27 protein-coding genes are annotated in these 22,924 nt (G+C 71.6%); 21 read left to right on the top strand and 6 right to left on the bottom strand.

Annotation, left to right across the window (positions count from 1 at the left end; genetic code table 11):
• Nucleotides 1–61: 61 nt before the first annotated feature.
• The 10 genes from hisD (at nucleotide 62) to ACIHIX_RS23565 (ending at nucleotide 7,759) form a co-directional block, all read left to right on the top strand.
• Nucleotides 62–1,387, top strand: a complete 1,326-nt coding sequence (gene hisD, locus ACIHIX_RS23610) for a histidinol dehydrogenase (RefSeq protein ID WP_399959225.1) — start codon at nucleotides 62–64, stop codon at nucleotides 1,385–1,387.
• Entirely contained in the window at nucleotides 1,384–2,493 is a 1,110-nt protein-coding gene (locus ACIHIX_RS23605; RefSeq protein WP_399959223.1) for a histidinol-phosphate transaminase, read from the top strand. The genes hisD and ACIHIX_RS23605 overlap by 4 nt, the downstream gene beginning before the upstream one ends.
• The gene (gene hisB / locus ACIHIX_RS23600; RefSeq protein WP_020137489.1) at nucleotides 2,490–3,083 is read left to right on the top strand and encodes an imidazoleglycerol-phosphate dehydratase HisB; all 594 of its coding nucleotides are present in this window, start codon (nucleotides 2,490–2,492) and stop codon (nucleotides 3,081–3,083) included. Before ACIHIX_RS23605 ends, hisB begins: the two co-directional genes overlap by 4 nt.
• The gene (locus ACIHIX_RS23595) at nucleotides 3,080–3,244 is read left to right on the top strand and encodes a hypothetical protein (protein WP_399959221.1); all 165 of its coding nucleotides are present in this window, start codon (nucleotides 3,080–3,082) and stop codon (nucleotides 3,242–3,244) included. The genes hisB and ACIHIX_RS23595 overlap by 4 nt, the downstream gene beginning before the upstream one ends.
• Nucleotides 3,235–3,888 (top strand): imidazole glycerol phosphate synthase subunit HisH, encoded by a 654-nt coding sequence (hisH, locus tag ACIHIX_RS23590; protein WP_399959219.1) that lies wholly within the window; start codon nucleotides 3,235–3,237, stop codon nucleotides 3,886–3,888. Before ACIHIX_RS23595 ends, hisH begins: the two co-directional genes overlap by 10 nt.
• Nucleotides 3,888–4,616 carry a bifunctional 1-(5-phosphoribosyl)-5-((5-phosphoribosylamino)methylideneamino)imidazole-4-carboxamide isomerase/phosphoribosylanthranilate isomerase PriA gene (gene priA, locus ACIHIX_RS23585; protein ID WP_399959217.1) on the top strand — a complete coding sequence of 243 codons (729 nt, stop codon included), beginning with the start codon at nucleotides 3,888–3,890 and terminating at the stop codon, nucleotides 4,614–4,616. The genes hisH and priA overlap by 1 nt, the downstream gene beginning before the upstream one ends.
• Entirely contained in the window at nucleotides 4,613–5,014 is a 402-nt protein-coding gene (locus ACIHIX_RS23580) for a RidA family protein (protein WP_399959215.1), read from the top strand. The genes priA and ACIHIX_RS23580 overlap by 4 nt, the downstream gene beginning before the upstream one ends.
• Nucleotides 5,011–5,766: an imidazole glycerol phosphate synthase subunit HisF gene (hisF, locus tag ACIHIX_RS23575; RefSeq protein ID WP_194080134.1), complete on the top strand. Its 756-nt coding sequence runs from the start codon at nucleotides 5,011–5,013 to the stop codon at nucleotides 5,764–5,766. The genes ACIHIX_RS23580 and hisF overlap by 4 nt, the downstream gene beginning before the upstream one ends.
• 125 nt (nucleotides 5,767–5,891) lie before the next feature.
• A complete protein-coding gene (locus tag ACIHIX_RS23570) occupies nucleotides 5,892–6,482 on the top strand; it encodes an ArsR/SmtB family transcription factor (RefSeq protein ID WP_399959213.1) in 591 nt (196 codons plus the stop codon).
• A 23-nt stretch (nucleotides 6,483–6,505) separates the two neighbouring features.
• Nucleotides 6,506–7,759, top strand: a complete 1,254-nt coding sequence (locus ACIHIX_RS23565; protein ID WP_399959212.1) for an MFS transporter — start codon at nucleotides 6,506–6,508, stop codon at nucleotides 7,757–7,759.
• Nucleotides 7,760–7,772: 13 nt separating this feature from the next.
• On the opposite strand, the gene ACIHIX_RS23560 is transcribed toward ACIHIX_RS23565, so the two are convergent.
• On the bottom strand, nucleotides 7,773–8,408 hold the full coding sequence (locus ACIHIX_RS23560) for a TIGR03085 family metal-binding protein (protein ID WP_399959210.1): 636 nt from the start codon (nucleotides 8,406–8,408) through the stop codon (nucleotides 7,773–7,775).
• 83 nt (nucleotides 8,409–8,491) lie between these two features.
• Here ACIHIX_RS23560 and hisI point away from each other — a divergent pair, with 83 nt between their 5' ends.
• From hisI to lgt, 11 genes are all read left to right on the top strand, one after another.
• Nucleotides 8,492–8,917 carry a phosphoribosyl-AMP cyclohydrolase gene (gene hisI, locus ACIHIX_RS23555; RefSeq protein ID WP_399959209.1) on the top strand — a complete coding sequence of 142 codons (426 nt, stop codon included), beginning with the start codon at nucleotides 8,492–8,494 and terminating at the stop codon, nucleotides 8,915–8,917.
• 11 nt (nucleotides 8,918–8,928) lie between these two features.
• Entirely contained in the window at nucleotides 8,929–10,440 is a 1,512-nt protein-coding gene (locus ACIHIX_RS23550) for an anthranilate synthase component I (protein ID WP_399959207.1), read from the top strand.
• 52 nt (nucleotides 10,441–10,492) lie between these two features.
• Complete coding sequence (locus ACIHIX_RS23545) at nucleotides 10,493–11,134, top strand: TIGR02234 family membrane protein (RefSeq protein WP_399959205.1); 642 nt, start codon at nucleotides 10,493–10,495, stop codon at nucleotides 11,132–11,134.
• Nucleotides 11,135–11,309: 175 nt separating this feature from the next.
• A complete protein-coding gene (locus tag ACIHIX_RS23540; RefSeq protein WP_399959203.1) occupies nucleotides 11,310–11,558 on the top strand; it encodes an HGxxPAAW family protein in 249 nt (82 codons plus the stop codon).
• A gap of 89 nt (nucleotides 11,559–11,647) precedes the next feature.
• Nucleotides 11,648–12,088 carry a DUF2752 domain-containing protein gene (locus ACIHIX_RS23535; protein WP_399959202.1) on the top strand — a complete coding sequence of 147 codons (441 nt, stop codon included), beginning with the start codon at nucleotides 11,648–11,650 and terminating at the stop codon, nucleotides 12,086–12,088.
• A 138-nt stretch (nucleotides 12,089–12,226) separates the two neighbouring features.
• On the top strand, nucleotides 12,227–13,036 hold the full coding sequence (gene trpC / locus ACIHIX_RS23530; protein WP_399959200.1) for an indole-3-glycerol phosphate synthase TrpC: 810 nt from the start codon (nucleotides 12,227–12,229) through the stop codon (nucleotides 13,034–13,036).
• Nucleotides 13,037–13,058: 22 nt separating this feature from the next.
• Nucleotides 13,059–13,283, top strand: a complete 225-nt coding sequence (gene trpM / locus ACIHIX_RS23525; RefSeq protein WP_399959198.1) for a tryptophan biosynthesis modulator TrpM — start codon at nucleotides 13,059–13,061, stop codon at nucleotides 13,281–13,283.
• A gap of 56 nt (nucleotides 13,284–13,339) precedes the next feature.
• A complete protein-coding gene (trpB, locus tag ACIHIX_RS23520) occupies nucleotides 13,340–14,623 on the top strand; it encodes a tryptophan synthase subunit beta (RefSeq protein ID WP_399959196.1) in 1,284 nt (427 codons plus the stop codon).
• Nucleotides 14,620–15,438: a tryptophan synthase subunit alpha gene (trpA, locus tag ACIHIX_RS23515; RefSeq protein WP_399959194.1), complete on the top strand. Its 819-nt coding sequence runs from the start codon at nucleotides 14,620–14,622 to the stop codon at nucleotides 15,436–15,438. Before trpB ends, trpA begins: the two co-directional genes overlap by 4 nt.
• A gap of 88 nt (nucleotides 15,439–15,526) precedes the next feature.
• The gene (locus ACIHIX_RS23510) at nucleotides 15,527–16,303 is read left to right on the top strand and encodes a DsbA family protein (RefSeq protein ID WP_399959192.1); all 777 of its coding nucleotides are present in this window, start codon (nucleotides 15,527–15,529) and stop codon (nucleotides 16,301–16,303) included.
• A 93-nt stretch (nucleotides 16,304–16,396) separates the two neighbouring features.
• On the top strand, nucleotides 16,397–17,350 hold the full coding sequence (lgt, locus tag ACIHIX_RS23505) for a prolipoprotein diacylglyceryl transferase (protein WP_399959190.1): 954 nt from the start codon (nucleotides 16,397–16,399) through the stop codon (nucleotides 17,348–17,350).
• Nucleotides 17,351–17,414: 64 nt separating this feature from the next.
• Here the strand turns inward: lgt and ACIHIX_RS23500 are convergent, their stop codons facing one another.
• The 5 genes from ACIHIX_RS23500 to ACIHIX_RS23480 are packed head-to-tail and all read right to left on the bottom strand — an operon-like array spanning nucleotide 17,415 to nucleotide 22,912.
• Complete coding sequence (locus ACIHIX_RS23500) at nucleotides 17,415–18,242, bottom strand: HpcH/HpaI aldolase/citrate lyase family protein (protein ID WP_399959188.1); 828 nt, start codon at nucleotides 18,240–18,242, stop codon at nucleotides 17,415–17,417.
• Entirely contained in the window at nucleotides 18,239–19,444 is a 1,206-nt protein-coding gene (locus ACIHIX_RS23495; protein ID WP_399959186.1) for a CaiB/BaiF CoA transferase family protein, read from the bottom strand. The genes ACIHIX_RS23500 and ACIHIX_RS23495 overlap by 4 nt, the downstream gene beginning before the upstream one ends.
• The gene (gene rbsK / locus ACIHIX_RS23490; protein ID WP_399959184.1) at nucleotides 19,441–20,337 is read right to left on the bottom strand and encodes a ribokinase; all 897 of its coding nucleotides are present in this window, start codon (nucleotides 20,335–20,337) and stop codon (nucleotides 19,441–19,443) included. Before rbsK ends, ACIHIX_RS23495 begins: the two co-directional genes overlap by 4 nt.
• On the bottom strand, nucleotides 20,334–21,725 hold the full coding sequence (locus ACIHIX_RS23485; protein WP_399959182.1) for an ADP-ribosylglycohydrolase family protein: 1,392 nt from the start codon (nucleotides 21,723–21,725) through the stop codon (nucleotides 20,334–20,336). Before ACIHIX_RS23485 ends, rbsK begins: the two co-directional genes overlap by 4 nt.
• Nucleotides 21,713–22,912 carry an ADP-ribosylglycohydrolase family protein gene (locus ACIHIX_RS23480; protein ID WP_399959427.1) on the bottom strand — a complete coding sequence of 400 codons (1,200 nt, stop codon included), beginning with the start codon at nucleotides 22,910–22,912 and terminating at the stop codon, nucleotides 21,713–21,715. The genes ACIHIX_RS23485 and ACIHIX_RS23480 overlap by 13 nt, the downstream gene beginning before the upstream one ends.
• Between the last annotated feature and the right edge of the window lie 12 nt (nucleotides 22,913–22,924).

Here is a 22,924-nt window from a genome sequence, read left to right as displayed (position 1 = left end):
TGCGTATCAGCCACTGGAATGCCCGAACGACGCCGAACCGTGGTCTGAGAGAATTGACCCCGTGATCTCCCGAATCGATCTGCGCGGCGACGCCCTCCCCGAGGGTCCCGCCCTGCGCGACCTGCTGCCCCGAGCCGACTTCGACGTTCAGGCCGCCCTGGAGAAGGTGCGTCCGATCTGCGAGGCCGTGCATCATCGGGGCGACGCGGCGCTGATCGACTTCGCGGAGAAGTTCGACGGGGTGCGCCTGGAATCCGTACGGGTGCCGGCGGAGGCGCTGGACAAGGCCCTCGCGGAACTCGACCCGGCCGTGCGCGCGGCCCTGGAGGAGTCCATCCGCCGCGCCCGGCTCGTCCACCGCGCCCAGCGCCGCAGCACCCACACGACCCAGGTCGTGCCCGGTGGTTCCGTCACCGAGAAGTGGGTGCCCGTCGACCGCGTCGGGCTCTACGCGCCGGGCGGCCGGTCGGTCTACCCGTCCTCCGTGATCATGAACGTGGTGCCCGCCCAGGAGGCCGGTGTCGCCTCCGTCGCCCTCGCCTCGCCCGCCCAGGCCGAGTTCGACGGCCTGCCGCACCCGACGATCCTCGCCGCGTGCGCGCTGCTCGGCGTCGACGAGGTGTACGCGGCCGGTGGCGCCACCGCCGTCGCGATGTTCGCGTACGGCACCGAGTCCTGCCCGCCCGCCAACATGGTCACCGGCCCCGGCAACATCTGGGTCGCCGCCGCCAAGCGCTACTTCACCGGCAAGATCGGCATCGACGCGGAGGCCGGCCCGACCGAGATCGCGGTCCTCGCGGACGCCACCGCCGACCCGGTGCACGTGGCGTCCGACCTGATCAGCCAGGCCGAGCACGACCCGCTGGCCGCCGCCGTCCTGGTCACCGACTCCGTCGAGCTGGCGGACGCGGTGGAGAAGGAGCTGGCCCCGCAGGTCGCGGCCAGCAAGCACATCGAGGACCGGATCGCCCCCGCCCTCGCGGGCAAGCAGTCCGCGATCGTCCTCGTCGACGGCGTCGAGGAGGGCCTGCGGGTCGTCAACGCGTACGGCGCCGAGCACCTGGAGATCCAGACGGCCGACGCCACCGCGCTCGCCGAGCGGGTGACCAACGCCGGCGCGATCTTCATCGGCCCCTGGGCGCCCGTGTCGCTCGGCGACTACGCCGCCGGGTCCAACCACGTGCTGCCCACCGGCGGGTGCGCCTGCCACTCCTCCGGGCTCTCCGTCCAGTCCTTCCTGCGCGGCATCCACATCGTCGACTACACGAAGGACGCGCTCGCGGACGTGGCGCACCACGTGGTCACGCTGGCGGAGGCGGAGGACCTGCCCGCGCACGGCGCGGCGATCAAGGCAAGGTTCGGTTGGAAGGTGCCTGAGAGCAAGTGAGCTTCGGAATCGACGATCTCCCCGTACGGGACGAGCTGCGCGGCAAGTCCCCCTACGGCGCGCCCCAGTTGGACGTGCCGGTACGGCTGAACACCAACGAGAACCCGTATCAGCTGCCCGAGCCGCTGGTCGAGCGCATCGCCGAGCGGGTCCGTGAGGCCGCCCGCGACCTCAACCGCTACCCGGACCGGGACGCGGTCGAGCTGCGCACCCAGCTCGCCAAGTACCTGACGGACACGTCCGGTCACCAGGTGGGCCTGGCCAACGTGTGGGCCGCCAACGGCTCCAACGAGGTCATCCAGCAGCTGCTCCAGACCTTCGGCGGCCCCGGCCGGACGGCGATCGGCTTCGAGCCGTCGTACTCGATGCACGGTCTCATCGCGCGCGGGACCGGCACGGGCTGGATCTCCGGTCCGCGCAACGAGGACTTCACGATCGACCTCGCGGCGGCCGAGAAGGCCATCGCCGCGCACAAGCCGGACGTCGTCTTCATCACCACCCCCAACAACCCGACCGGCAACGCGGTCCCGCCCGAGACGGTCCTCGCGCTGTACGAGGCCGCGCAGGCGGCGAAGCCGTCGATGGTCGTGGTCGACGAGGCGTACATCGAGTTCAGCCACGGCGACTCGCTGCTGCCGCTCATCGAGGGCCGGCCTCAGCTGGTCGTCTCGCGGACCATGTCGAAGGCCTTCGGCGCGGCGGGCCTGCGCCTCGGCTACCTCGCCGCGCACCCGGCGGTCGTGGACGCCGTACAGCTCGTACGGCTGCCCTACCACCTGTCGGCCGTCACCCAGGCGACCGCCCTGGCCGCCCTGGAGCACACCGACACGCTGCTGAAGTACGTCGAGCAGTTGAAGGCCGAGCGGGACCGGCTGGTCAGCGAGTTGCGGGCGACCGGGTACGAGGTCGTGGAGTCCGACGCGAACTTCGTTCAGTTCGGCCTCTTCGACGATTCCCACGTCGCCTGGCAGAAGATCCTCGACCGGGGTGTCCTGGTCCGGGACAACGGCATTCCGGGGTGGCTGCGGGTGTCCGCCGGAACCCCCGAAGAGAACGACGCGTTCCTCGACGCGGTCCGTGAAGTGAAGAAGGAGCTGAACGCATGAGCCGCGTGGGACGCGTGGAGCGAGTCACGAAGGAGACCTCCGTGCTCGTCGAGATCGATCTCGACGGGTCCGGCAAGGTCGATGTGTCGACCGGTGTCGGTTTCTACGACCACATGCTCGACCAGCTCGGCCGGCACGGTCTGTTCGACCTGACCGTGAAGACCGAGGGCGACCTGCACATCGACTCGCACCACACCATCGAGGACACCGCCCTCGCCCTCGGCGCCGCCTTCAAGCAGGCGCTCGGCGACAAGGTGGGGATCTACCGGTTCGGGAACTGCACGGTTCCCCTGGACGAGTCCCTCGCCCAGGTGACGGTGGACCTGAGCGGCCGCCCGTACCTCGTGCACACCGAGCCCGAGAAGATGGCGCCGATGATCGGCGAGTACGACACCACGATGACCCGGCACATCCTGGAGTCCTTCGTCGCCCAGGCCCAGATCGCCCTGCACGTGCACGTGCCCTACGGGCGCAACGCGCACCACATCGTGGAGTGCCAGTTCAAGGCACTCGCGCGGGCGCTGCGGTACGCGTCCGAGCGGGACCCGCGCGCGGCCGGCATCCTCCCCTCCACGAAGGGCGCGCTGTGAACGGGCTGTCCACCGTCCTGATCGTCGTCGGCCTCTTCCTGGTCGGCGGCATCATCTCCTTCGCCAAGCAGGAGATGCCGAAGCAGCTCATCGTGCTGCTCTCCGTCGCCGCCGCGATGTGTCTCGTCGCCGGTGTCATGAGGCTGGAGGTGTGGAGTTGAGCGCTGCCGGAGGCAAGAAGGTCGTCGTCTTCGACTACGGCTTCGGAAACGTCCGCTCCGCCGAGCGCGCCCTCGCGCGCACCGGGGCCGACGTCGAGATAACGCGTGACTTCGACAAGGCCATGAACGCCGACGGCCTGCTGGTGCCGGGCGTCGGCGCCTTCGAGGCCTGCATGAAGGGCCTCAAGGAGGCGCGCGGCGACTGGATCATCGACCGCCGGCTGTCCGGCGGGCGCCCGGTCATGGGCATCTGCGTCGGTATGCAGATCCTCTTCGCGCGCGGCATCGAGCACGGCGTGGAGACCGAGGGCCTCGACGAGTGGCCCGGCTCGGTCGAGCCGTTGCAGGCCGACATCGTGCCCCACATGGGCTGGAACACCGTGGACCGGCCGGCCGACTCCCAGCTGTTCGCCGGCCTGGACGCGGACGCGCGCTTCTACTTCGTGCACTCCTACGCCGTCCACGACTGGTCCCTGGAGATCACGAACCCGGCGATGAAGGCCCCCCTGGTCACCTGGTCGACGCACGGCAAGCCCTTCGTGGCCGCCGTGGAGAACGGCGCCCTGTGGGCCACCCAGTTCCACCCCGAGAAGTCCGGCGACGCCGGAGCGCAGCTGCTGAACAACTGGATCGGAACCCTCTGATGGCTCCCAAGCTCGAACTTCTCCCCGCCGTCGACGTCCGGGACGGCCAGGCCGTGCGCCTCGTGCACGGCGAGTCCGGCACGGAGACCTCCTACGGCTCCCCGCTCGAGGCCGCCCTCGCCTGGCAGGCGGCGGGCGCCGAGTGGCTCCACCTGGTCGACCTGGACGCCGCCTTCGGCACCGGCGACAACCGCGCCCTGGTCCGTCAGGTCACCGAGGCCATGGACATCAAGGTCGAGCTGTCCGGCGGCATCCGGGACGACGCCTCCCTGGCGGCGGCCCTCGCCACCGGCTGCACCCGCGTCAACCTCGGCACGGCCGCCCTGGAGACCCCCGAGTGGGTCGCCAAGGTCATCGCCGAGCACGGTGACAAGATCGCGGTCGGCCTGGACGTGCGCGGTACGACGCTCAAGGGCCGCGGCTGGACCAGCGAGGGCGGCGACCTCTACGAAGCGCTGGAGCGGCTCGACAAGGAGGGCTGCGCCCGGTACGTCGTCACCGACATCGCCAAGGACGGCACCCTCCAGGGCCCCAACCTGGAGCTGCTGCGCAACGTCTGCGCGGCCACCGACCGGCCGGTCGTGGCCTCCGGCGGCGTGTCGTCGCTGGACGACCTCCGCGCCATCGCCGAGCTGGTACCCCTCGGAGTCGAGGGCTCCATCGTCGGGAAGGCCCTGTACGCGAACGCGTTCACGCTGGAAGAGGCCCTGGAGGTCGTGGCGCGATGAGTGAGGCCGTACGGCGGGTGCAGAGCGGGAGCCCCTGGGAAGAGTCCTTCGGTTTCGCACGCGCCGTCGCGGCGGGCGACCGGGTGCTGGTCGGCGGCACGACGTCCTTCAAGGGCTCCGTGCTGTACGGCGAGGGCGATCCCTACGAGCAGGCCAAGGTCGCCTTCACCGCGGCGATCGAGGCCATCGGCGAGTTCGGCCTCGGCGTCGAGTCCGTGATCCGTACGCGGATGTACCTGACCCATGCGCGGGACGTGGACGACGTGGGCCGCGCGCACAAGGAGCTCTTCGACGCGGTGCGCCCGGTCTCGACCCTTCTCGTCGTGGAGGGCTTCGTCGACCCGCGCATCCTGGTCGAAGTCGAAGTAGAGGCATTCAGAGGAGCCGTGAACTCATGACCCTGGCGGTCCGAGTCATCCCCTGCCTGGACGTGGACAACGGCCGGGTCGTCAAGGGCGTCAACTTCCAGAACCTGCGCGACGCGGGCGACCCCGTCGAGATGGCCAAGGTGTACGACGCCGAGGGCGCCGACGAGCTGACGTTCCTGGACATCACCGCGTCGTCCGGCAACCGCGAGACGACGTACGACGTCGTGCGCCGCACGGCCGAGCAGGTCTTCATCCCGCTCACCGTCGGCGGTGGCGTGCGGACCGCCGAGGACGTGGACAAGCTGCTGCGGGCCGGCGCGGACAAGGTCGGCGTGAACACCGCCGCCATCGCGCGCCCGGATCTCATCCGCGAGATCGCCGAGCGGTTCGGGCGGCAGGTGCTGGTGCTGTCGGTGGACGCGCGGCGTACTCCCGAAGGCACCTTCGAGGTCACCACCCACGGTGGCCGCAAGGGCACCGGCATCGACGCCGTCGAGTGGGCGCACCGGGCCGCCGAGCTGGGGGCGGGCGAGATCCTGCTCAACTCGATGGACGCGGACGGGACGAAGGACGGCTACGACCTGGAGATGATCGCCGCCGTCCGCAAGCACGTGACGGTTCCGGTGATCGCCTCGGGCGGCGCCGGCAAGCTGGCCGACTTCGCCCCGGCGATCGAGTCGGGAGCGGACGCGGTGCTTGCCGCCTCGGTGTTCCACTTCGGTGATCTGCGGATCGGTGAGGTGAAGGACGCGCTGCGAGGGGCCGGGCACCCGGTGCGGTGACGGTCCTCAAGGGTTGAAGTAAGCCCCGCCCATCCGGTGGTCGGGGCTTACTTGTGGGCAGATACGAAAGGGAAGTTGCGCAAAATCTATTGCGCAACTTTTCTTTCGTATCTACGGTGAGACATATGACAGGCAAGGAGAGAGACCGCAGGATCACAGACGTGGGCACGCTCAAGGCGCTCGCCCACCCGCTGCGGATGCGGCTGTACCGGAACCTGACCCTGGCCCGTGTCGCCACCGCCTCACAGTTGGCCGAGGCGGTCGACGAGGCCGTCTCTCTGGTCAGCTACCACCTGCGCAAGCTCGCCGAGCACGGGCTGATCGAGGAGGCCGAACCGCAGAGCGCGGACGGCCGGGAGCGGTGGTGGCAGCCGGCCTCCGAGGGCGTCAGCATCCGCGACGAGGACTTCCAGGACGCCCCCCAGGTAGCGGCCGCACACGCGGCGGCCACCAGGATCTTCGCCGACCAGCGCATCGACATGTACCGCCGCTGGCTCGACGAACGGTCCACCTGGAACCCCGAGTGGAACCGGACGGCCACGTCCACCGAGTCGGCGGTCCGCCTGACGGTGGAGGAGACGGCCGAACTGAACAAGGAACTGCTCGCGCTGCTCCACAAGTACGACGAGCTGGGCCGGGTCGCCGACGCCGCCGGTGACACCGAGGGCCGCGAGAACGTCGCGGTGCACACGTACACCTTTCCGTTCCGCGCCTGAGACGTCCCGAGAGGACCCCGCCGATGACCGCCACGCTCATAGCCCCGACGGACGTCACCTCCCGCCCCGCCCACCGCGACGGCAACGTCCTGCGCTGGCTCGCCGCCTACACCTCCTCGATGGTCGGCGACAGCGTGTACTACATCGCCCTGTCCTGGGCCGCCGTACAGGCGGGCAGTCCTTCGCAGGCCGGTGTCGTGATGTCCGTGAGCGCGCTGCCGCGGGCGGTGCTGATGCTGGGCGGGGGAGTCATCGCCGACCGGCTCGGACCGCGCCGGGTCGTCATCGGCAGCGACATCGTGCGCTGCGCGGCCGTCCTCGCGGTGGCGGCGCTGTTGTTCCTCACCAACCCCGGGCTGTGGCCGCTGGCCGCGCTGGCGTTCGTCTTCGGCACCGTCGACGCCGTGTTCATGCCGGCCGTGGGTGCCCTCCCCGCGCGCGTGACGTCACGCGACCAGCTCGCGCGCGTGCAGGGCATGCGGGGGCTCGCGATCCGATTCGCGAGCGTGGTCGGCGGACCGCTGGGCGGCCTCGGGGTGGCGGTGGGCGGGGCGGCGGCCGCCTTCGGGCTCGCCGGGCTGCTGATCGCGGTGTCGGTGCCGCTGCTGGTCAGCGTGCGCATGGGGGAGCTCCCCGCCGACGACACGTCCGGTGACGCCCCTCGCGGCACCGCCTGGAGCGACCTGGTGAGCGGCCTGCGCTACATCCGCCGACACCGTGTCCTCGCCCCGCTGATGCTGGCCATCGCCCTCGGCGACCTCGGTTTCGTCGGCCCGCTCAACGTCGGTCTGACCCTGCTCGCCGACGAACGCGGCTGGGGCGCCTCCGGCATGGGGGCGGTGCTCGCCGGGTTCGGCGTCGGCGCCGGGCTGGCCTCGCTGCTGCTGACGGTCCGCGGGCGGCTGCCGCACGCCGGGCAGGTCGCGGCGTACGCCATCCTCGCGGGCTCCGTCGCGATCGGGGCGCTGGCCTTCGCGCCGAGTCTGGTCGCCGCCGTCGGTACCGCCCTGCTGGTCGGGCTGCTCGCCGGGCTCAGCGGCGCGATGTGCGGCGCCCTGCTCCAGACCCAGGCCGACGCCGCCTATCTGGGCCGCGTCAGCGCCGTCGCCGGCCTGGTCAGCCTGGGCTTCGCACCGCTGAGCATGCCGCTGTCCGCCGCGGCCGTCGGGGCGTGGGGCACGGGCCCGGTGTTCGTCGTCAGCGCGGCGGTGTGCGGGCTCGGCGGGTTCGTGGCCCTGTGCGTACGGGACCTGCGCCGCGCCGAGCTGCCGAAGTAGCCGGAGTCGGCGGTCAGATCCCCAGCTGCTTGCCCTCGTGCAGCTTCGTGATGGCGTCCTTGTCGCCGTCCAGGTCCACCTTGGCGGCGCTCTGGCGGCCGTAGAGGAACAGCAGCAGTTCCGACGGCTCGCCCGTCACCGTCACGACGGGCGTGCCCCGGTGGGCGACCGCAGTCTGGCCGTCGGGGCGGCGCAGCACCAGACCGGTCGGGACGCCGCGGCCCATCAGCCGGGCGGTGCGCTCCAGACGGGACCACAGGGCGTCCTGGAAGACGGGGTCGAGCTCGCGGGGCGTCCAGTCCTCCTGGGCCCGGCGGACGTCCTCGGTGTGGACGTAGAACTCGATCGTGTTGGACGCCTCGTCGAGCTGCTTGAGCTGGAACGGCGAGAAGCGCGGCGGGCCGGTACGGATCAGCTGGATCAGCTCCTCGTACGGCTTGGCAGCGAACTCCTCCATCGCCTTGTCCAGGCGGGCGGAGAGCTGCTTGATGAGGAGGCCGGCCGAGGCGTCGGGGCGGCGCTCGCGCACCACCACGTGCGCGGCGAGGTCCCGGGTCCGCCAGCCCTCGCACAGGGTCGGTGCCTCGGGACCGGCGGTTTCCAGGAGATCGGCGAGCAGAAGTCGTTCACGCTTGGCGAAAGTCGACATGCCGTCAGCCTACGACCGGCCCGGGGGTCCGCACAGTGGACACCACGCCGTCACTGTCAGTGCGGCGCGGCACAATGGCACCCATGACCAGCACGACCGGAGACCCCCGGCCCAGCAGCCTCGACCCCGAGATCGCCGCGCGTCTCAAGCGCAGCCCCGACGGGCTCGTCCCCGCCATCGCCCAGCAGTACGACACCGGTGAGGTGCTGATGCTCGGCTGGATGGACGACGAGGCGCTGCATCGCACGCTGACCACCGGCCGCTGCACCTACTGGTCGCGCAGCCGCCAGGAGTACTGGGTCAAGGGCGACACCTCCGGCCACTTCCAGTGGGTCAGGTCGGTCGCGCTGGACTGCGACGCCGACACCGTGCTGGTCAAGGTGGACCAGGTCGGCGCCGCCTGCCACACCGGCGCGCGCACCTGCTTCGACGTCGACGTGCTCCTCAAGGACGGCGACGGCCCGGACCAGGGCGGCGCCGATTCCGGCTCGCCCGCCTCGGATCAGTAAGGTCAGCCGCCATGGACCTCGAGACCTTCCGCAAGCTCGCCACCGACCGGCGCGTCATCCCGGTCACGCGCAAGCTCCTCGCCGACGGCGACACCCCGGTCGCGCTCTACCGCAAGCTCGCCGCCGAGCGCCCCGGCACCTTCCTGCTGGAGTCCGCCGAGAACGGCCGCTCCTGGTCCCGCTACTCCTTCGTCGGCGTCCGCTCCTCCGCGACGCTCACCGCGCGCGACGGCCAGGCCCACTGGCTCGGTGCCCCGCCGGTCGGCGTCCCCGTCGACGGCGACCCGCTCGCCGCCCTGCGCGCCACCATCGAGGCCCTGCACACCCCGCACCAGGAAGGCATGCCGCCCTTCACCGGCGGCATGGTCGGCTACCTGGGCTACGACATCGTCCGCCGCCTGGAGAAGATCGGCCCCGGCGAGCGCGACGACCTCCAGCTGCCCGAGCTGACCATGCTCCTCACCAGCGACCTCGCCGTGATGGACCACTGGGAGGGCTCGGTCCTGCTGATCGCCAACGCGATCAACCACAACGACCTCGACACCGGCGTCGACGAGGCCTACGCCGACGCGGTGGCGCGCCTGGACGCCATGCAGGCGGATCTCTCCCGCGCGGTGGCCCAGCCGCCCGCCGTACTGCCGCCCTCCGAACTCCCCGAGTACACCGCCCTGTGGGGCGGCGAGGACTTCCAGGCCGCCGTCGAGGACGTCAAGGAGCGCATCCGCGCGGGCGAGGCCTTCCAGGTCGTCCCCTCCCAGCGCTTCGAAACGCCGTGCACGGCCAGCGCGTTGGACGTCTACCGGGTCCTGCGGGCGACCAACCCCTCCCCGTACATGTACCTGTTCCGCTTCGACGGCTTCGACGTCGTCGGCTCGTCCCCCGAAGCCCTCGTCAAGGTCGAGGACGGGCGGGCCATGGTCCACCCCATCGCCGGCACCCGCTGGCGCGGGGCCACCCCGCAGGAGGACCAGGCCCTCGCCGACGAACTGCTCGCCGACCCCAAGGAGCGCGCCGAGCACCTCATGCTGGTCGACCTCGGCCGCAACGACCTGGGGCGGGTCTGCGAACCGGGCTCGGTCGAGGTCGTCGACTTCATGTCCATCGAGCGGTACTCGCACGTGATGCACATCGTCTCGACGGTCACCGGAAAGGTGGCGGAGGGCCGTACCGCCTTCGACGTCCTCACCGCCTGCTTCCCGGCCGGCACCCTCTCCGGCGCGCCGAAGCCCCGCGCGATGCAGATCATCGACGAACTGGAGCCGTCCCGGCGCGGTCTGTACGGCGGTTGCGTCGGCTACCTCGACTTCGCGGGCGACTCCGACACGGCCATCGCCATCCGAACGGCCCTGCTCAGGGACGGTACGGCGTACGTCCAGGCGGGCGCCGGGGTCGTCGCCGACTCCGACCCGGTCGCCGAGGACCAGGAGTGCCGCAACAAGGCGGCGGCGGTGCTGCGCGCGGTGCACACCGCCAACCGGCTCGGGCGACAGAGCGAGTCCGGACGGTGCTCGTCCGGAAAGTAGGACGAGGCTCATACGAACCCCGGGTGACGGTTCGCCCGGGGTTCGGGCGATAGTGGAGTACGTGACTGCTGTTCCTCACCCCCGTTCCGAAGCCGCAGGACCCGCCAGGGCCGACCGCCTCAGCCTCGCCGTGGCCCTGCTGGCCGGCGCCCTCGGCGCGGCCGTGGCGCTGCTCGCCACCCGCCAGCAGTGGTCGTCGGGCACCGCCACGGTGGCCGGCGGCGACTTCCCGCTGACCGCCAAGGGCAGCGACGTCACGGGCGTCCCCGCGGCCCTCGCCATAGTGGGCCTCGCCGCGCTCGTCGCCGTCTTCGCCGTCCGCAAGGTCGGCCGCTTCGCGGTCGCCGCGCTGCTCGCGCTCTCCGGTGTCGGCATCGTCGTCTCGGCGCTCCTCGGAGCGTCCGACAGCTCCGCGCTCGATGACCAGGCCGCGTCCGCGTCCGGCGACGCGGCGGCGACGGTCGACGGCCTCAGCCACACCGCGTGGCCGTACCTCGCCGTGGCCGGCGGGGCGTTGATTCTGCTGGCCGGGTTGTTGGCGCTGCGGTACGGCCGGCTGTGGCCCGCGATGTCCGGGCGGTATGAGCGGAACGGAGAGCCGCGGGCGGTTCGGCGGGCGAAGGCCGTCGATCCCGAGCGGCCCGAGGAGATGTGGAAGGCGTTGGACCGGGGCGAGGATCCGACGGGGGCGTAGGTTCCTGGTCGCGGGCCGGTGGGGGCTTGTCGCGCGGTTCCCCGCGTCCCCGGGTAGCTCCACTCACCGGTACTGACGCGCTAGGGCCACCCCTGCGTCCCTCTTCCGCACCCGTGCGGAACAATGGATCCCGAGCGTCCGGCTCAGACACGTTTACAGCAACGAGGAGCAAGTCATGGCGGGCAGCAGCCACGGTCACACCCCGGCCGCCTGGACCGGTGTCACGATCGCCTTCATCGGTTTCTGCGTCTCGGGCGCCTTCATGGTGATGGCCCAGCCCGCGGGCTTCTGGGCCGGCATGGCGATCGTGGTCATCGGCGGCGTCGTCGGCTGGATCATGAGCGCGATGGGCATGGGCCAGCCGAAGGACACCCACAAGGATCTCCTCGCCGCGCAGCCGGAGCCGGCGAGCGCCAAGGGCTGAGAGCAGCACGTACGTACCTCGTGGAGGGGCGGACCGGCGGATGTGCCGGGGCCGCCCCTCACGCGCGTCCGGGCCCGCGCGGGGGCACAATGCGAGGCGTGGACGCCGACAGCCAGAGGGTGATGACGCATACGGCCGTGCTGGGACGGGTGGCCGTACCCGCCGGCGTCCTCGCGGCCGTGGCCGGGGCCTTCGCCTACGTGGGGGCCGTCGACCCCAACGAGCCAGGGCACTACCCCGTCTGTCCGCTGTTGCGGTACACCGGCCTGTACTGCCCCGGCTGCGGCGGACTGCGCAGCGCGCACGCCTTCGTCCACGGTGACCTCCTGACGGCCCTCCAGGCCAACGCCCCGGCCGTTCTCGGCTATCTGGGCCTCGCCGTGCTGTGGACCGTCTGGGTGGTCCGCTCGGCGCGCGGACGGCCCCTGCGGATCGACCTCGGCCCGGTCCACCTGTGGACGCTGGGGACGTTGCTGCTGGTCTTCACGGTTGTCCGGAACCTGCCGTTCGGTGGCTGGCTGCATCCTTGATCAATCGGTGAACGTCCAGGTAGTGGGACCGGCGTCAACCGGATGCGAGGGCTACGCCCTCCTGCGGATACCATCGCAGTGACCACCTGTTTTCACCGGTCGCTGGAACTGTCAACCGTCTGGAAGGGGGCCGCTCGCGTGAGTGTGCTCGACGAGATCATCGACGGAGTCCGTGCCGACCTCGCGGAGCGGCAGGCGCGCGTCAGCCTCGACGAGCTCAAGGAGCGCGCGGCGCAGGCTCCCGCGGCCAAGGAGGGCGTGGCCGCTCTGCGCGGCGACGGCGTCAAGGTCATCTGCGAGGTCAAGCGCTCCAGCCCCTCCAAGGGCGCGCTGGCCGCGATCGCCGACCCGGCGGGCCTCGCCGCCGACTACGAGGCGGGCGGCGCCGCCGTCATCTCCGTCCTCACCGAACAGCGTCGCTTCGGCGGCTCGCTGGCCGACCTGGAGGCCGTCCGCGCGCGCGTGGACATCCCGGTCCTGCGCAAGGACTTCATCGTCACGTCGTACCAGCTGTGGGAGGCCCGGGCCTACGGCGCCGATCTCGCGCTGCTGATCGTGGCCGCCCTGGAGCAGCCCGCCCTGGAGTCCCTCATCGAGCGCGCGGTGTCCATCGGACTCACCCCGCTCGTCGAGGTCCACGACGAGGACGAGGTCGAGCGCGCGGTCGACGCCGGCGCGAAGATCATCGGCGTCAACGCCCGCAACCTCAAGACCCTTGAGGTCGACCGCGGCACCTTCGAGCGCGTCGCCCCCGAGATCCCCGACCGCATCGTCAAGATCGCCGAGTCCGGTGTCCGCGGCCCGCACGACCTCATCGCGTACGCCAACGCCGGCGCCGACGCGGTCCTGGTCGGCGAGTCCCTGGTCACGGGCAAGGACCCTAAGACGGCGGTCGCGGACCTGGTCGCGGCGGGCGCACATCCCGCACTGCGCCACGGCCGCGGTTGATCATTCGCTAGGCTTGGGCTCGATGACCGTCCTGATGACCGTGACGACCGCGGACCGCTATGCACGCCTCGCGCGTGGCTGCCGTCCGCGTGGTTGCCGTGCGCCCGCGCGAAGGGTGCACGGTCGCCGGGTCCGGTATGTCATCGGTGACGAGCCGGGTCAGGTCAATGGCATGCGATGGCATCAGCGCCCCTTCAGGGGCGCGGGGAACTGCGCGACCAGCCACGACGGGCCCGCAGCCGACTGACATTCCCCGCCCCCACGGCGATTAGGTATTTCCCCAACTCACCGTGAGGTTTCCGCATGCCCAGCGAGTTCTTCATCCCCGACCCCGAGGGTCAAGTACCGAGCGCCGAAGGCTACTTCGGCGACTTCGGCGGCAAGTTCATCCCGGAGGCCCTCGTCGCCGCCGTGGACGAGGTCGCCGTCGAGTACGACAAGGCCAAGCACGACCCCGAGTTCGCCCGCGAGCTCGACGACCTGCTGGTCCACTACACCGGCCGCCCCAGCTCCCTCACCGAGGTGCCGAGGTTCGCCGAACACGCCGGTGGCGCCCGCGTCTTCCTCAAGCGGGAGGACCTCAACCACACCGGCTCGCACAAGATCAACAACGTGCTCGGCCAGGCCCTGCTCACCAAGCGCATGGGCAAGACGAGGGTGATCGCCGAGACCGGCGCCGGCCAGCACGGCGTGGCCACCGCCACCGCCTGCGCGCTGTTCGGCCTCGAGTGCACGATCTACATGGGCGAGATCGACACCCAGCGCCAGGCCCTCAACGTGGCCCGCATGCGCATGCTCGGCGCCGAGGTCATCGCCGTGAAGTCCGGCAGCCGCACGCTGAAGGACGCGATCAACGAGGCGTTCCGCGACTGGGTCGCCAACGTCGACCACACGCACTACCTCTTCGGCACGGTCGCCGGGCCGCACCCCTTCCCGGCGATGGTCCGCGACTTCCACCGCGTCATCGGCGTCGAGGCCCGCCGCCAGATCCTGGAGCGGACCGGCCGGCTCCCCGACGCGGCGATCGCCTGTGTCGGCGGCGGCTCCAACGCCATCGGTCTGTTCCACGCCTTCATCCCGGACGCCGACGTACGCCTCATCGGCTGCGAGCCCGCCGGGCACGGCGTGGAGACCGGTGAGCACGCGGCCACCCTGACCGCGGGCGAGCCCGGCATCCTGCACGGGTCCCGCTCCTACGTCCTCCAGGACGAGGAGGGCCAGATCACCGAGCCGTACTCCATCTCCGCCGGTCTGGACTACCCGGGCATCGGCCCCGAGCACTCCTACCTCAAGGACTCCGGCCGCGGCGAGTACCGCGCGGTCACCGACGACGCGGCCATGCAGGCGCTGCGTCTGCTCTCCCGCACCGAGGGCATCATCCCGGCCATCGAGAGCGCCCACGCGCTGGCCGGCGCCCTGGAGGTCGGCAAGGAGCTGGGCAAGGACGGGCTGATCATCGTCAACCTGTCCGGGCGCGGTGACAAGGACATGGACACGGCCGCGCGCTACTTCGGCCTGTACGACACCGACGCCGAGGTCGCGGCCGACGCCGCCGACCTGGCCGAGATCGAGGGGGACGCCAAGTGAGCGGGAACATCCAGCTGCTGACCGACACCCTCGCGGCCGCCAAGGCCGAGGGCCGCTCCGCGCTCATCGCCTACCTCCCGGCCGGGTTCCCGACCGTGGACGGCGGCATCGAGGCGATCAAGGCCGTCTTCGACGGCGGCGCCGACGTCGTCGAGGTGGGGCTGCCGCACAGCGACCCGGTCCTCGACGGTCCCGTCATCCAGACCGCCGACGACATCGCCCTGCGCGGCGGCGTCAAGATCGCCGATGTCATGCGGACGGTGAAGGAGGCGTACGAGGCCACCGGGAAGCCGGTGCTCGTGATGACGTACTGGAACCCGATCGACCGCTACGGCGTCGAGCGCTTCACGGCGGAGCTCGCCGAAGCGGGGGGCGCCGGGTGCATCCTGCCCGACCTGCCCGTGCAGGAGTCGGCGCTGTGGAGGGAGCACGCCGAGAAGCACGGTCTCGCGACGGTCTTCGTCGTGGCGCCGAGCAGCAAGGACGAGCGGCTCGCCCGGATCACCGCGGCGGGCAGCGGATTCGTGTACGCCGCCTCGCTGATGGGCGTCACCGGCACCCGTGCGTCGGTCGGCGCGCAGGCGCAGAACCTGGTCGAGCGCACCCGGGCCGCCGGCGGCGACCTGCCGGTCTGTGTCGGGCTCGGCGTCTCCGACGCAGCGCAGGCCGCCGAGGTGGCCGGCTTCGCCGACGGGGTGATCGTGGGCTCGGCCTTCGTGAAGCGGATGCTGGACGCGCCGGACGACAAGGCCGGCGTCGAGGCCGTCCGCGAGCTCGCCGCTGATCTGGCGAAGGGCGTGCGCGGACAGGCGTAACAAGTCAGGACGTTTCGTACAGGTCACTCGAACGGGTGGACCTGGGACCGGGGAGGCGCGCTGCGCCTCCCCGGTTCGTTTCCGGGGTGTGAGCGAGAAGAACCGTGAGGGAAAGCGCACCGCCCGCGAGCGGCTGGCGGTCGAGCGTGAGAAGCAGAAGGCCGCGGAGAGGCGACGGCGGACGCTGATCGTGAGCGCGAGCGTCCTGTGCGTCCTGGGCCTCGCGGCGGTGATCGGAATCGTCGCCGCCAACGCGGGCAAGGACGACGACAGCGAGGCCGCGGGCCCGGTCGTGGCGCCCTCGGGCGCCAATGGCGACGACAACCTCGCCATCCCGGTGGGCAAGACCGACGCCAAGTCCACGCTCACGGTGTGGGAGGACTTCCGCTGCCCCGCCTGCAAGTCCTTCGAGGACGCCTACCGCTCCACGATCCATGAGCTGACGGACTCGGGCGAGCTGAAGGTCGAGTACCACCTCGCGACGATCATCGACGGAAACATGGGCGGCAGCGGCTCCCGCACCGCGGCCAACGCCGCGGCCTGCGCCCAGGACGCCGGCAAGTTCACCGCGTACCACGACGTGCTGTACGAGAACCAGCCGTCCGAGACGGACGACGCCTACGCCGAGACCGGCAAGCTCATCGAGCTGGCGAAGAAGGTCGACGGTCTGGACACCGCGACGTTCCGGGCGTGTGTCGAGAAGGGCACCCACGACAGCTGGGTCAGCAAGTCCGCGGCGGCCTTCCGCAACGGCGGATTCAGTGGCACCCCCACCGTCATCCTCAACGGCAAGAACATCTACCAGGACCAGACGATGACTCCGGCGAAGCTGAAGGAGCAGGTGCAGAAGGCGGCCAAAGGGTAAGGGGGGACAGGAGAATTCCGACCCTCCCGTTATGGAGCCGTAGCCGGGCTGCCTGCCGTCGGCGGCGCCCGGCACGGTAGCGTCGGTTCTGCCATGGAACTTGCCTACATTCCCAGCCCGTCGCACGGGGTGTACCACCTCGGTCCCATCCCGCTGCGCGGCTACGCGTTCTGCATCATCATCGGCGTCTTCGTCGCGGTCTGGCTCGGCAACAAGCGCTGGCTGGCCCGCGGTGGCCGCGCCGGCACGGTGGCCGACATCGCGGTCTGGGCGGTGCCGTTCGGTCTGATCGGCGGCCGGCTCTACCACGTGATCACGGACTACGAGCTGTACTTCAGCGAGGGTCGTGACTGGGTGGACTCCTTCAAGATCTGGGAGGGCGGCCTCGGTATCTGGGGCGCGATCGCGCTCGGCGCGGTGGGCGCCTGGATCGGCTGCCGCCGCCGGGGCATCCCGTTGCCGGCCTACGCCGACGCCATCGCCCCCGGTATCGCCCTCGCACAGGCGATCGGCCGCTGGGGCAACTGGTTCAACCAGGAGCTGTACGGCCGGGCGACCGACCTCCCCTGGGCCCTGAAGATCACGTCCTCCACGGACGGCCGGGTGCCGGGCACCTACCACCCGACGTTCCTCTACGAGTCCCTGTGGTGCATCGGCGTCGCGCTGCTCGTCATCTGGGCCGACCGCCGCTTCAAGCTCGGCCACGGACGGGCGTTCGCGCTGTACGTCGCGGCGTACTGCGTGGGCCGGTTCTGGATCGAGTACCTCCGGGTCGACGACGCCCACCACATCCTGGGTCTGCGCCTGAACAACTGGACCGCGCTCATCGTGTTCCTGCTGGCGGTCGTCTACATCGTGCTCTCGGCGAAGAAGCGCCCGGGCCGCGAAGAGGTCGTCGAGCCGGGTGCCGCCGACGGTGAGGCCGAGGAGGCCGGTGAGACCGAGGCGGATGAGAAGGCCGAGGCCGACTCGTCCGAGGAGGCCACGGAATCCACGGAATCCACCGAGGACGTCAAGGACGAGGCCGAGTCGGCGAAGAAGGGCTGACGGTCGGTCGTACGACGACGAGGGCGCCCGGCGCAGGCCGGGCGCCCTCTGCAATGTGTGGAGGTCAGCGGCGGCGGGCGAGCGACAGCGTGCGTCGTGCCGCCGCGACCACCGCCGCGTCGACGAAGCTGCCGTCCGGCAGCGCCTGAGCGCCCTGTTCCCTGGTCGCCGCCTTCACGATCGTCTCCGCCTTCTCGATCTCCTGCGGGGCCGGGAGGTAGGCCCTTTCGATGACCGGGAGCTGGCGGGGATGGATGGCCGCCCGGCCCAGGAAGCCCAGGGTGCGGCCGTGGGCGCAGGAGGCGGCCAGGCCCGCCAGGTCGCGGATGTCGGGGTGGACCGACTGGGGCGGCGGCGGGAGGTTCGCGGCGCGCGCGGCCACGATCACCCGGGAGCGGGACCAGTCGAGGCCCGCGTCGTCCCGTACGCCCAGGTCGGCCCGTAGATCGGACTCACCGAGGGAGACGCCGCGCAGGGACGGGTGGGCCGTGGCGATCGCGTAGGCGTGTTCGATGCCGAGGGCGGACTCCAGGAGGGCGTGGAGGGCCGGGGCGCCGCCGGCGGCGGGGGCGGTGCGCTCGGCGATGGCGGTGATCTGCCCTGGTCCTGCCACCTTGGGCAGACGCAGTCCTGACAGGCCCGGGAGGGCGGCCACCGCCCTCAGATCGGCTCCCGCGAACGGGCCGTCCAGGGCGTTCACGCGGACGTGCACCGGGACGGGGTGCCGTGCGGTGAGGAGTTCGGCGGTGGCGTCGCGGGCGTACGCCTTGCGGTCCGGGGCGACCGCGTCCTCCAGGTCGACCACGACGACATCGGCGCCGGCCGCCAGCGCCTTCGCCACGACGTGGGGCCGGTCGCCGGGAGCGTACAACCAGGTCAGCGGTGTGGTCATACGGCTCCCTCCGCGCGCAGGGCCGTCAACTCGGCTTCGGTCAGGCCCAGTTCGGTGAGGACCGGGTCGGTGTCGGCGCCGTGCGGACGGCCCGCCCAGTGGATCGCGCCCGGGGTGGCGGAGAGGCGGAAGAGGACGTTCTGCATCCGGAGGGGGCCGAGTTCGGGGTCGGGCAGGGTGGTGATGGTGTCCAGGGCCGTGTACTGCGGGTCCGCCATCACGTCCTGGACGTCCTGGACCGGGGCCACGGCCGCCTCCGCCTTCTCGAAGGCCGCCAGCACCTCCGTACGACTGCGCTCGGCGATCCAGTCGCCCACCGCCTTGTCCAGGACGTCGGCGTGCCGGGCCCGGTCGGCGCCGGTCGCGAACCAGGGTTCGTCGATCAGGTCCGGGCGGCCGACCAGGTGCATCACGCGTTCCGCGATCGACTGGGCGGAGGTGGAGACGGCGACCCAACCGCCGTCCGCGGTGCGGTAGGTGTTGCGGGGGGCGTTGTTGGCGGACCGGTTGCCGGTGCGCTGCTGGACATAGCCGAGTTGGTCGTACCAGGTCGGCTGGGGGCCGAGGACGGTGAGGATCGGCTCGATGATCGCCATGTCCACGACCTGGCCCTCGCCGGTGCGGTCGCGGGCCGCGAGGGCGGTCATGACGGCGTACGCGGTCGCGAGCCCGGCGATGGAGTCGGCGAGGCCGAACGGCGGCAGCGTCGGGGGCGCGTCGGGTTCGCCGGTGATCGCGGCGAAACCGCTCAGCGCCTCGGCGAGGGTGCCGAAGCCCGGCCGGTGGGCGTGCGGGCCGAACTGGCCGAAGGCGGTCACCCGGGTGAGGATCAGCCGGGGGTTGGCCGCGGACAGCTCGTCCCAGCCCAGGTCCCATTTCTCCAGGGTGCCCGGACGGAAGTTCTCGATGATCACGTCCGCGGTGGCCGCCAGGCGCAGAAGAGTGGCCCGGCCGCCCGGCTTGGAGAGGTCGAGGGTGATCGTGCGCTTGTTGCGGCCCAGCACCTTCCACCACAGGCCGACGCCGTCCTTGGACGGTCCGTGGCCGCGGGAGGGGTCCGGCTTGGTGGGGTGCTCGACCTTGACGACCTCCGCGCCGAAGTCACCGAGGAACGTGGCGGCGAGGGGGCCGGCGAAGAGGGTGGCGAGGTCGAGGACGCGCAGACCGGACAGCGGGGCGGCGGGGGGCGGGGTGTCGGTCATGCGTGGTGCTGCCTGTCGATCTCGGAGCGGTACGGCATCGCCGCCGACGCGCCCGGCCGCTGCACCGACAGGGCCGCCGCCGCTGCCGCCCAGTACAGGGCCTCGCGGATGGGGCGCTCCTCGCTGAGCGCGACCGCGAGGGCGCCGGCGAAGGTGTCGCCCGCGCCGGTCGAGTCCACGGCGGTGACCGGCGGGGCGGGCACGGCGAGGGGCTCGGCGGTGTCCCGGGTCACATAGAGGCTGCCCGCCGCGCCGAGCGTCACGACGACCGCCGGTACCCGGTCGAGCAGGGCGCGGGCCGCGGCGATCGGGTCGGACAGGCCGGTGAGGGTGGTCGCCTCGTACTCGTTGGGGAGCAACAGGTCGGTGGCGGCGAGGAGTTCGGGCGGGAGGGGCTGCGCGGGGGCGGGGGTGAGGATCGTCCGGACGCCGTGGGCGCGGGCCGCCTCGGCGCCGGCCACGACGGCCTTCAGCGGGATCTCCAACTGGAGCAGCAGGGCGTCGGCGGACGCGATCAGGCTCTCGTCGCCGGGGGCGAGATGGTCGACGGTGCCGTTCGCCGCGGGGATCACGACGATCGCGTTGCCGCCCTCGTCGTCGACGACGATGTGCGCGGTGCCGGACGGGCCCTCGACGGTGCGCAGATGGTCCGTGTCGACGCCGGAGTGCTCAAGGGTGGAACGGAGTCGGGTGCCGTAGGGGTCGTTGCCGACCGCGCCGATCATCGACACGGTGGCGCCGGCGCGGGCGGCGGCGATCGCCTGGTTGGCGCCCTTGCCGCCGGGGATCGTACGGAACTCGCGCCCGGTGACCGTCTCGCCGCGCTGCGGGGCCTTCTCGACGAAGGCGACGAGGTCCATGTTCGTGCTGCCGAGTACGGCGATGTGCGTCATGGGCGGGATGCCTCCACGGGGGTCGGAGCGAGGGCATGGGTCAGGTGGGCCAGGGTGTCGAAGCCGGTGCCGTCGAAGTCGCCCACGGACGTGGCGAGTCGGTTCTTCAACGGGGTCGTCCAGCGGTCGGGGAGGGCGTCGGGGCTGCCGGTGAGCAGGCCTGCGATGCTGCCCGCCGTCGCGCCGTTGGAGTCGGTGTCCCAACCGCCGCTCACCGCTAGGGAGATGGACGCGGTGAAGTCGCCGTTCGCGTGGGTGAGGGCGGCGGCGATCAGGGCGGTGTTGGGGATCGCGTGGACCCAGTGGTGGGTGGGGGAGTGGGTGGCGTGGAGTTCGTCCACGATTGTGTCGAAGTCGGGGGTTGTTCGGGCGAGTCGGATCGCTTGCCGGATCGCCTTCGCCAGGCGGGAGTCGGGGGGGACGACGGTCAGGCCGGTGCGCAGACAGGCGTGGACGTCGTGGGTGCCGGTGGCCGCGGTGGCGATCGTCGCCGCCGTGAACATCGCCGCGTAGACGCCGTTGGCGGTGTGGGTGAGGGTGGCGTCCCGGTGGGCCTGTTCCGCCGCGGCCGCCGGGTCGCCGGGGTTGGTCCAGCCGTGGACGTCGGCCCGGATCAACGCGCCGATCCATTCACGGAAGGGGTTGCGGTGGCGGGCGGTGTGCGGGGGTGCCATGCCTAGGAGGAGGTTGCGGTACGCGATGCGCTCGGCGGTGAAGGTGCGGCCCGCGGGGAGTTCGTCCAGCCACAGGGCGGCCACGTCCGTGGTCGTGAACCGCCTGCCGTGGCGTTGGAGCAGGAGGAGGTTGAGGAGGGGGTAGTTGAGGTCGTCGTCCTCGGGCATGCCGTCGATGTTCTCGGCGAGGGAGGTGGGGGCCGAGCGGCGGTTCCAGGGATGGGCGGCGAGAAGGGCTGGGGGGACGCCCTTCGCGGTGAAGTAGGTGGTGAGGGGCCAGTTGCCGGTCGACTTGGCCAGTTGGCGGATGGCGTCGAGGGGGAGCTTCTCCACCGGCTTGCCCAGGAGACAGCCGATGGCGCGGCCCAGCCAGGCCGCTTCGTAGGCCGCGGGGGGTGGGGGCTGGTGCGGGGGCGTTTCAGCTGGGGCGGAGGGCCAAGTCGGGCAGATGGCCTTGATTCTTTCCAGGTCCGTGGGTTCCTGGTCCGCCAACCTGCTGGGCAGGTCCGCCAGTTCGTCCAGCAGGTCCTTCGCCAGGAGGCGGAGGTAGCGGGACGGCGGGTGGGGGGAGGCGCCTGCTCTGAGGGGGGCCTCCTGGCCGCCTGCCGCCTTCCAGCGCGCCGCGATCACCGACGCCTCACGGCCGTCCAGCGCGGCCTGCCGGAGTTCGTGGCCCAGGAGGTCTTCCGGTTGGACCCAGGTCAGCCGGAGCATCTCAGGCCTCCGATCTCCGTGAACGCGGCCTCATGAGCGCGCCGACGGTGGAGGTCCCGGTCGTGGATCTCACGGGTCACCCGGGTGAGCGTCGTCGCCGGTTCCCAGAGGTCCAGGCGGCTGGCCTCCGAGACCGCCTTGGACCAGGCCTCCGGCACCGGGGAGCCCAGGGCGCCCGCGATCGCGCCGGCCATCGTCGCGATGGAGTCGCAGTCGCGGCCGTAGTTCACGGCACCCAGGACCGCGGCGCGGTAGTCGCCCCCGGCCACGATCAACATGCCCAGGGCGATGGGGAGTTCCTCGATCGAGTGGAGGCGGGACGGACGGCGGGCGCCGAGAGAGGGGCTGCGGTAGTCGGGGCCCACCGTGTCGTAGGGGGCCACCGCCTCGCGCAGGGGGGCCAGGGCCGATTCGAAGGTGCTGTGGTGCGTCGCCGCTTCGCAGACCTTCTCGATCGCCGTCCTCGTGCCGTCCTTCGCGAGGGACAGACAGTGGGCGACGACTGTCTCCGGGGTCGCGTCCGGTTCGCAGGCCGCCGCCACGGCCGCCGCGAAGACACCGGCCGCCTCGCGGCCGTACGACGACTGGTGGGCGCCCGCGATGTCCAGCGCCTCGACGTAGGCGGTCCTGGGGTTCGCCGCGTTGACCAGGCCCACCGGGGCCATGTACATCGCCGCGCCGCAGTTCACGATGTTGCCGACGCCTGCCTCGCGGGGGTCGGCATGGCCGTAGTGGAGGCGGGTCACCAGCCATTTCTCCGCCAGGAAGATCCGGTGGAGGGGGAGGGCCTCCTGTTCGAGTTCCGGGATCCAGCGGGGAGTTGTCATCAGGTCGGGGACCAGGTGGTCGGCGACCGCGTAGGCGTCGAGGTGGTCGCGGACCTCGGCGTAGACCCTGACCAGGGCGTGCGTCATCAAGGTGTCGTCGGTGACATGGCCGTCGCCCTTGTGGTACGGGGCGATCGGGCGGGCCGTGCGCCAGGCGTCGCCGTTCCAGGGGCCGACGATGCCGTGGACGCGGCCCGCGTGGCGGTCGAGGATCTGGTCGGGGGAGTAGCCCTCCACCGGGCCGCCCAGGGCGTCGCCCACCGCGGCGCCCACCAGGGCGCCGGTGACGCGGTCCTCAAGGGTGGGGGTGGGGACGGGGGCGGTCGTGGTGGGGGTGTGTTGTGGTGGTTTGGGTGACATCGGTGGCATGGA

The organism is Streptomyces sp. NPDC051913 (assembly GCF_044593635.1).
In the GTDB taxonomy this organism is placed as follows: Bacteria; Actinomycetota; Actinomycetes; order Streptomycetales; family Streptomycetaceae; genus Streptomyces.
The sequence above is the reverse complement of the archived record's forward strand: the minus strand, read 5'-3'. Positions and strand labels throughout refer to the sequence as shown.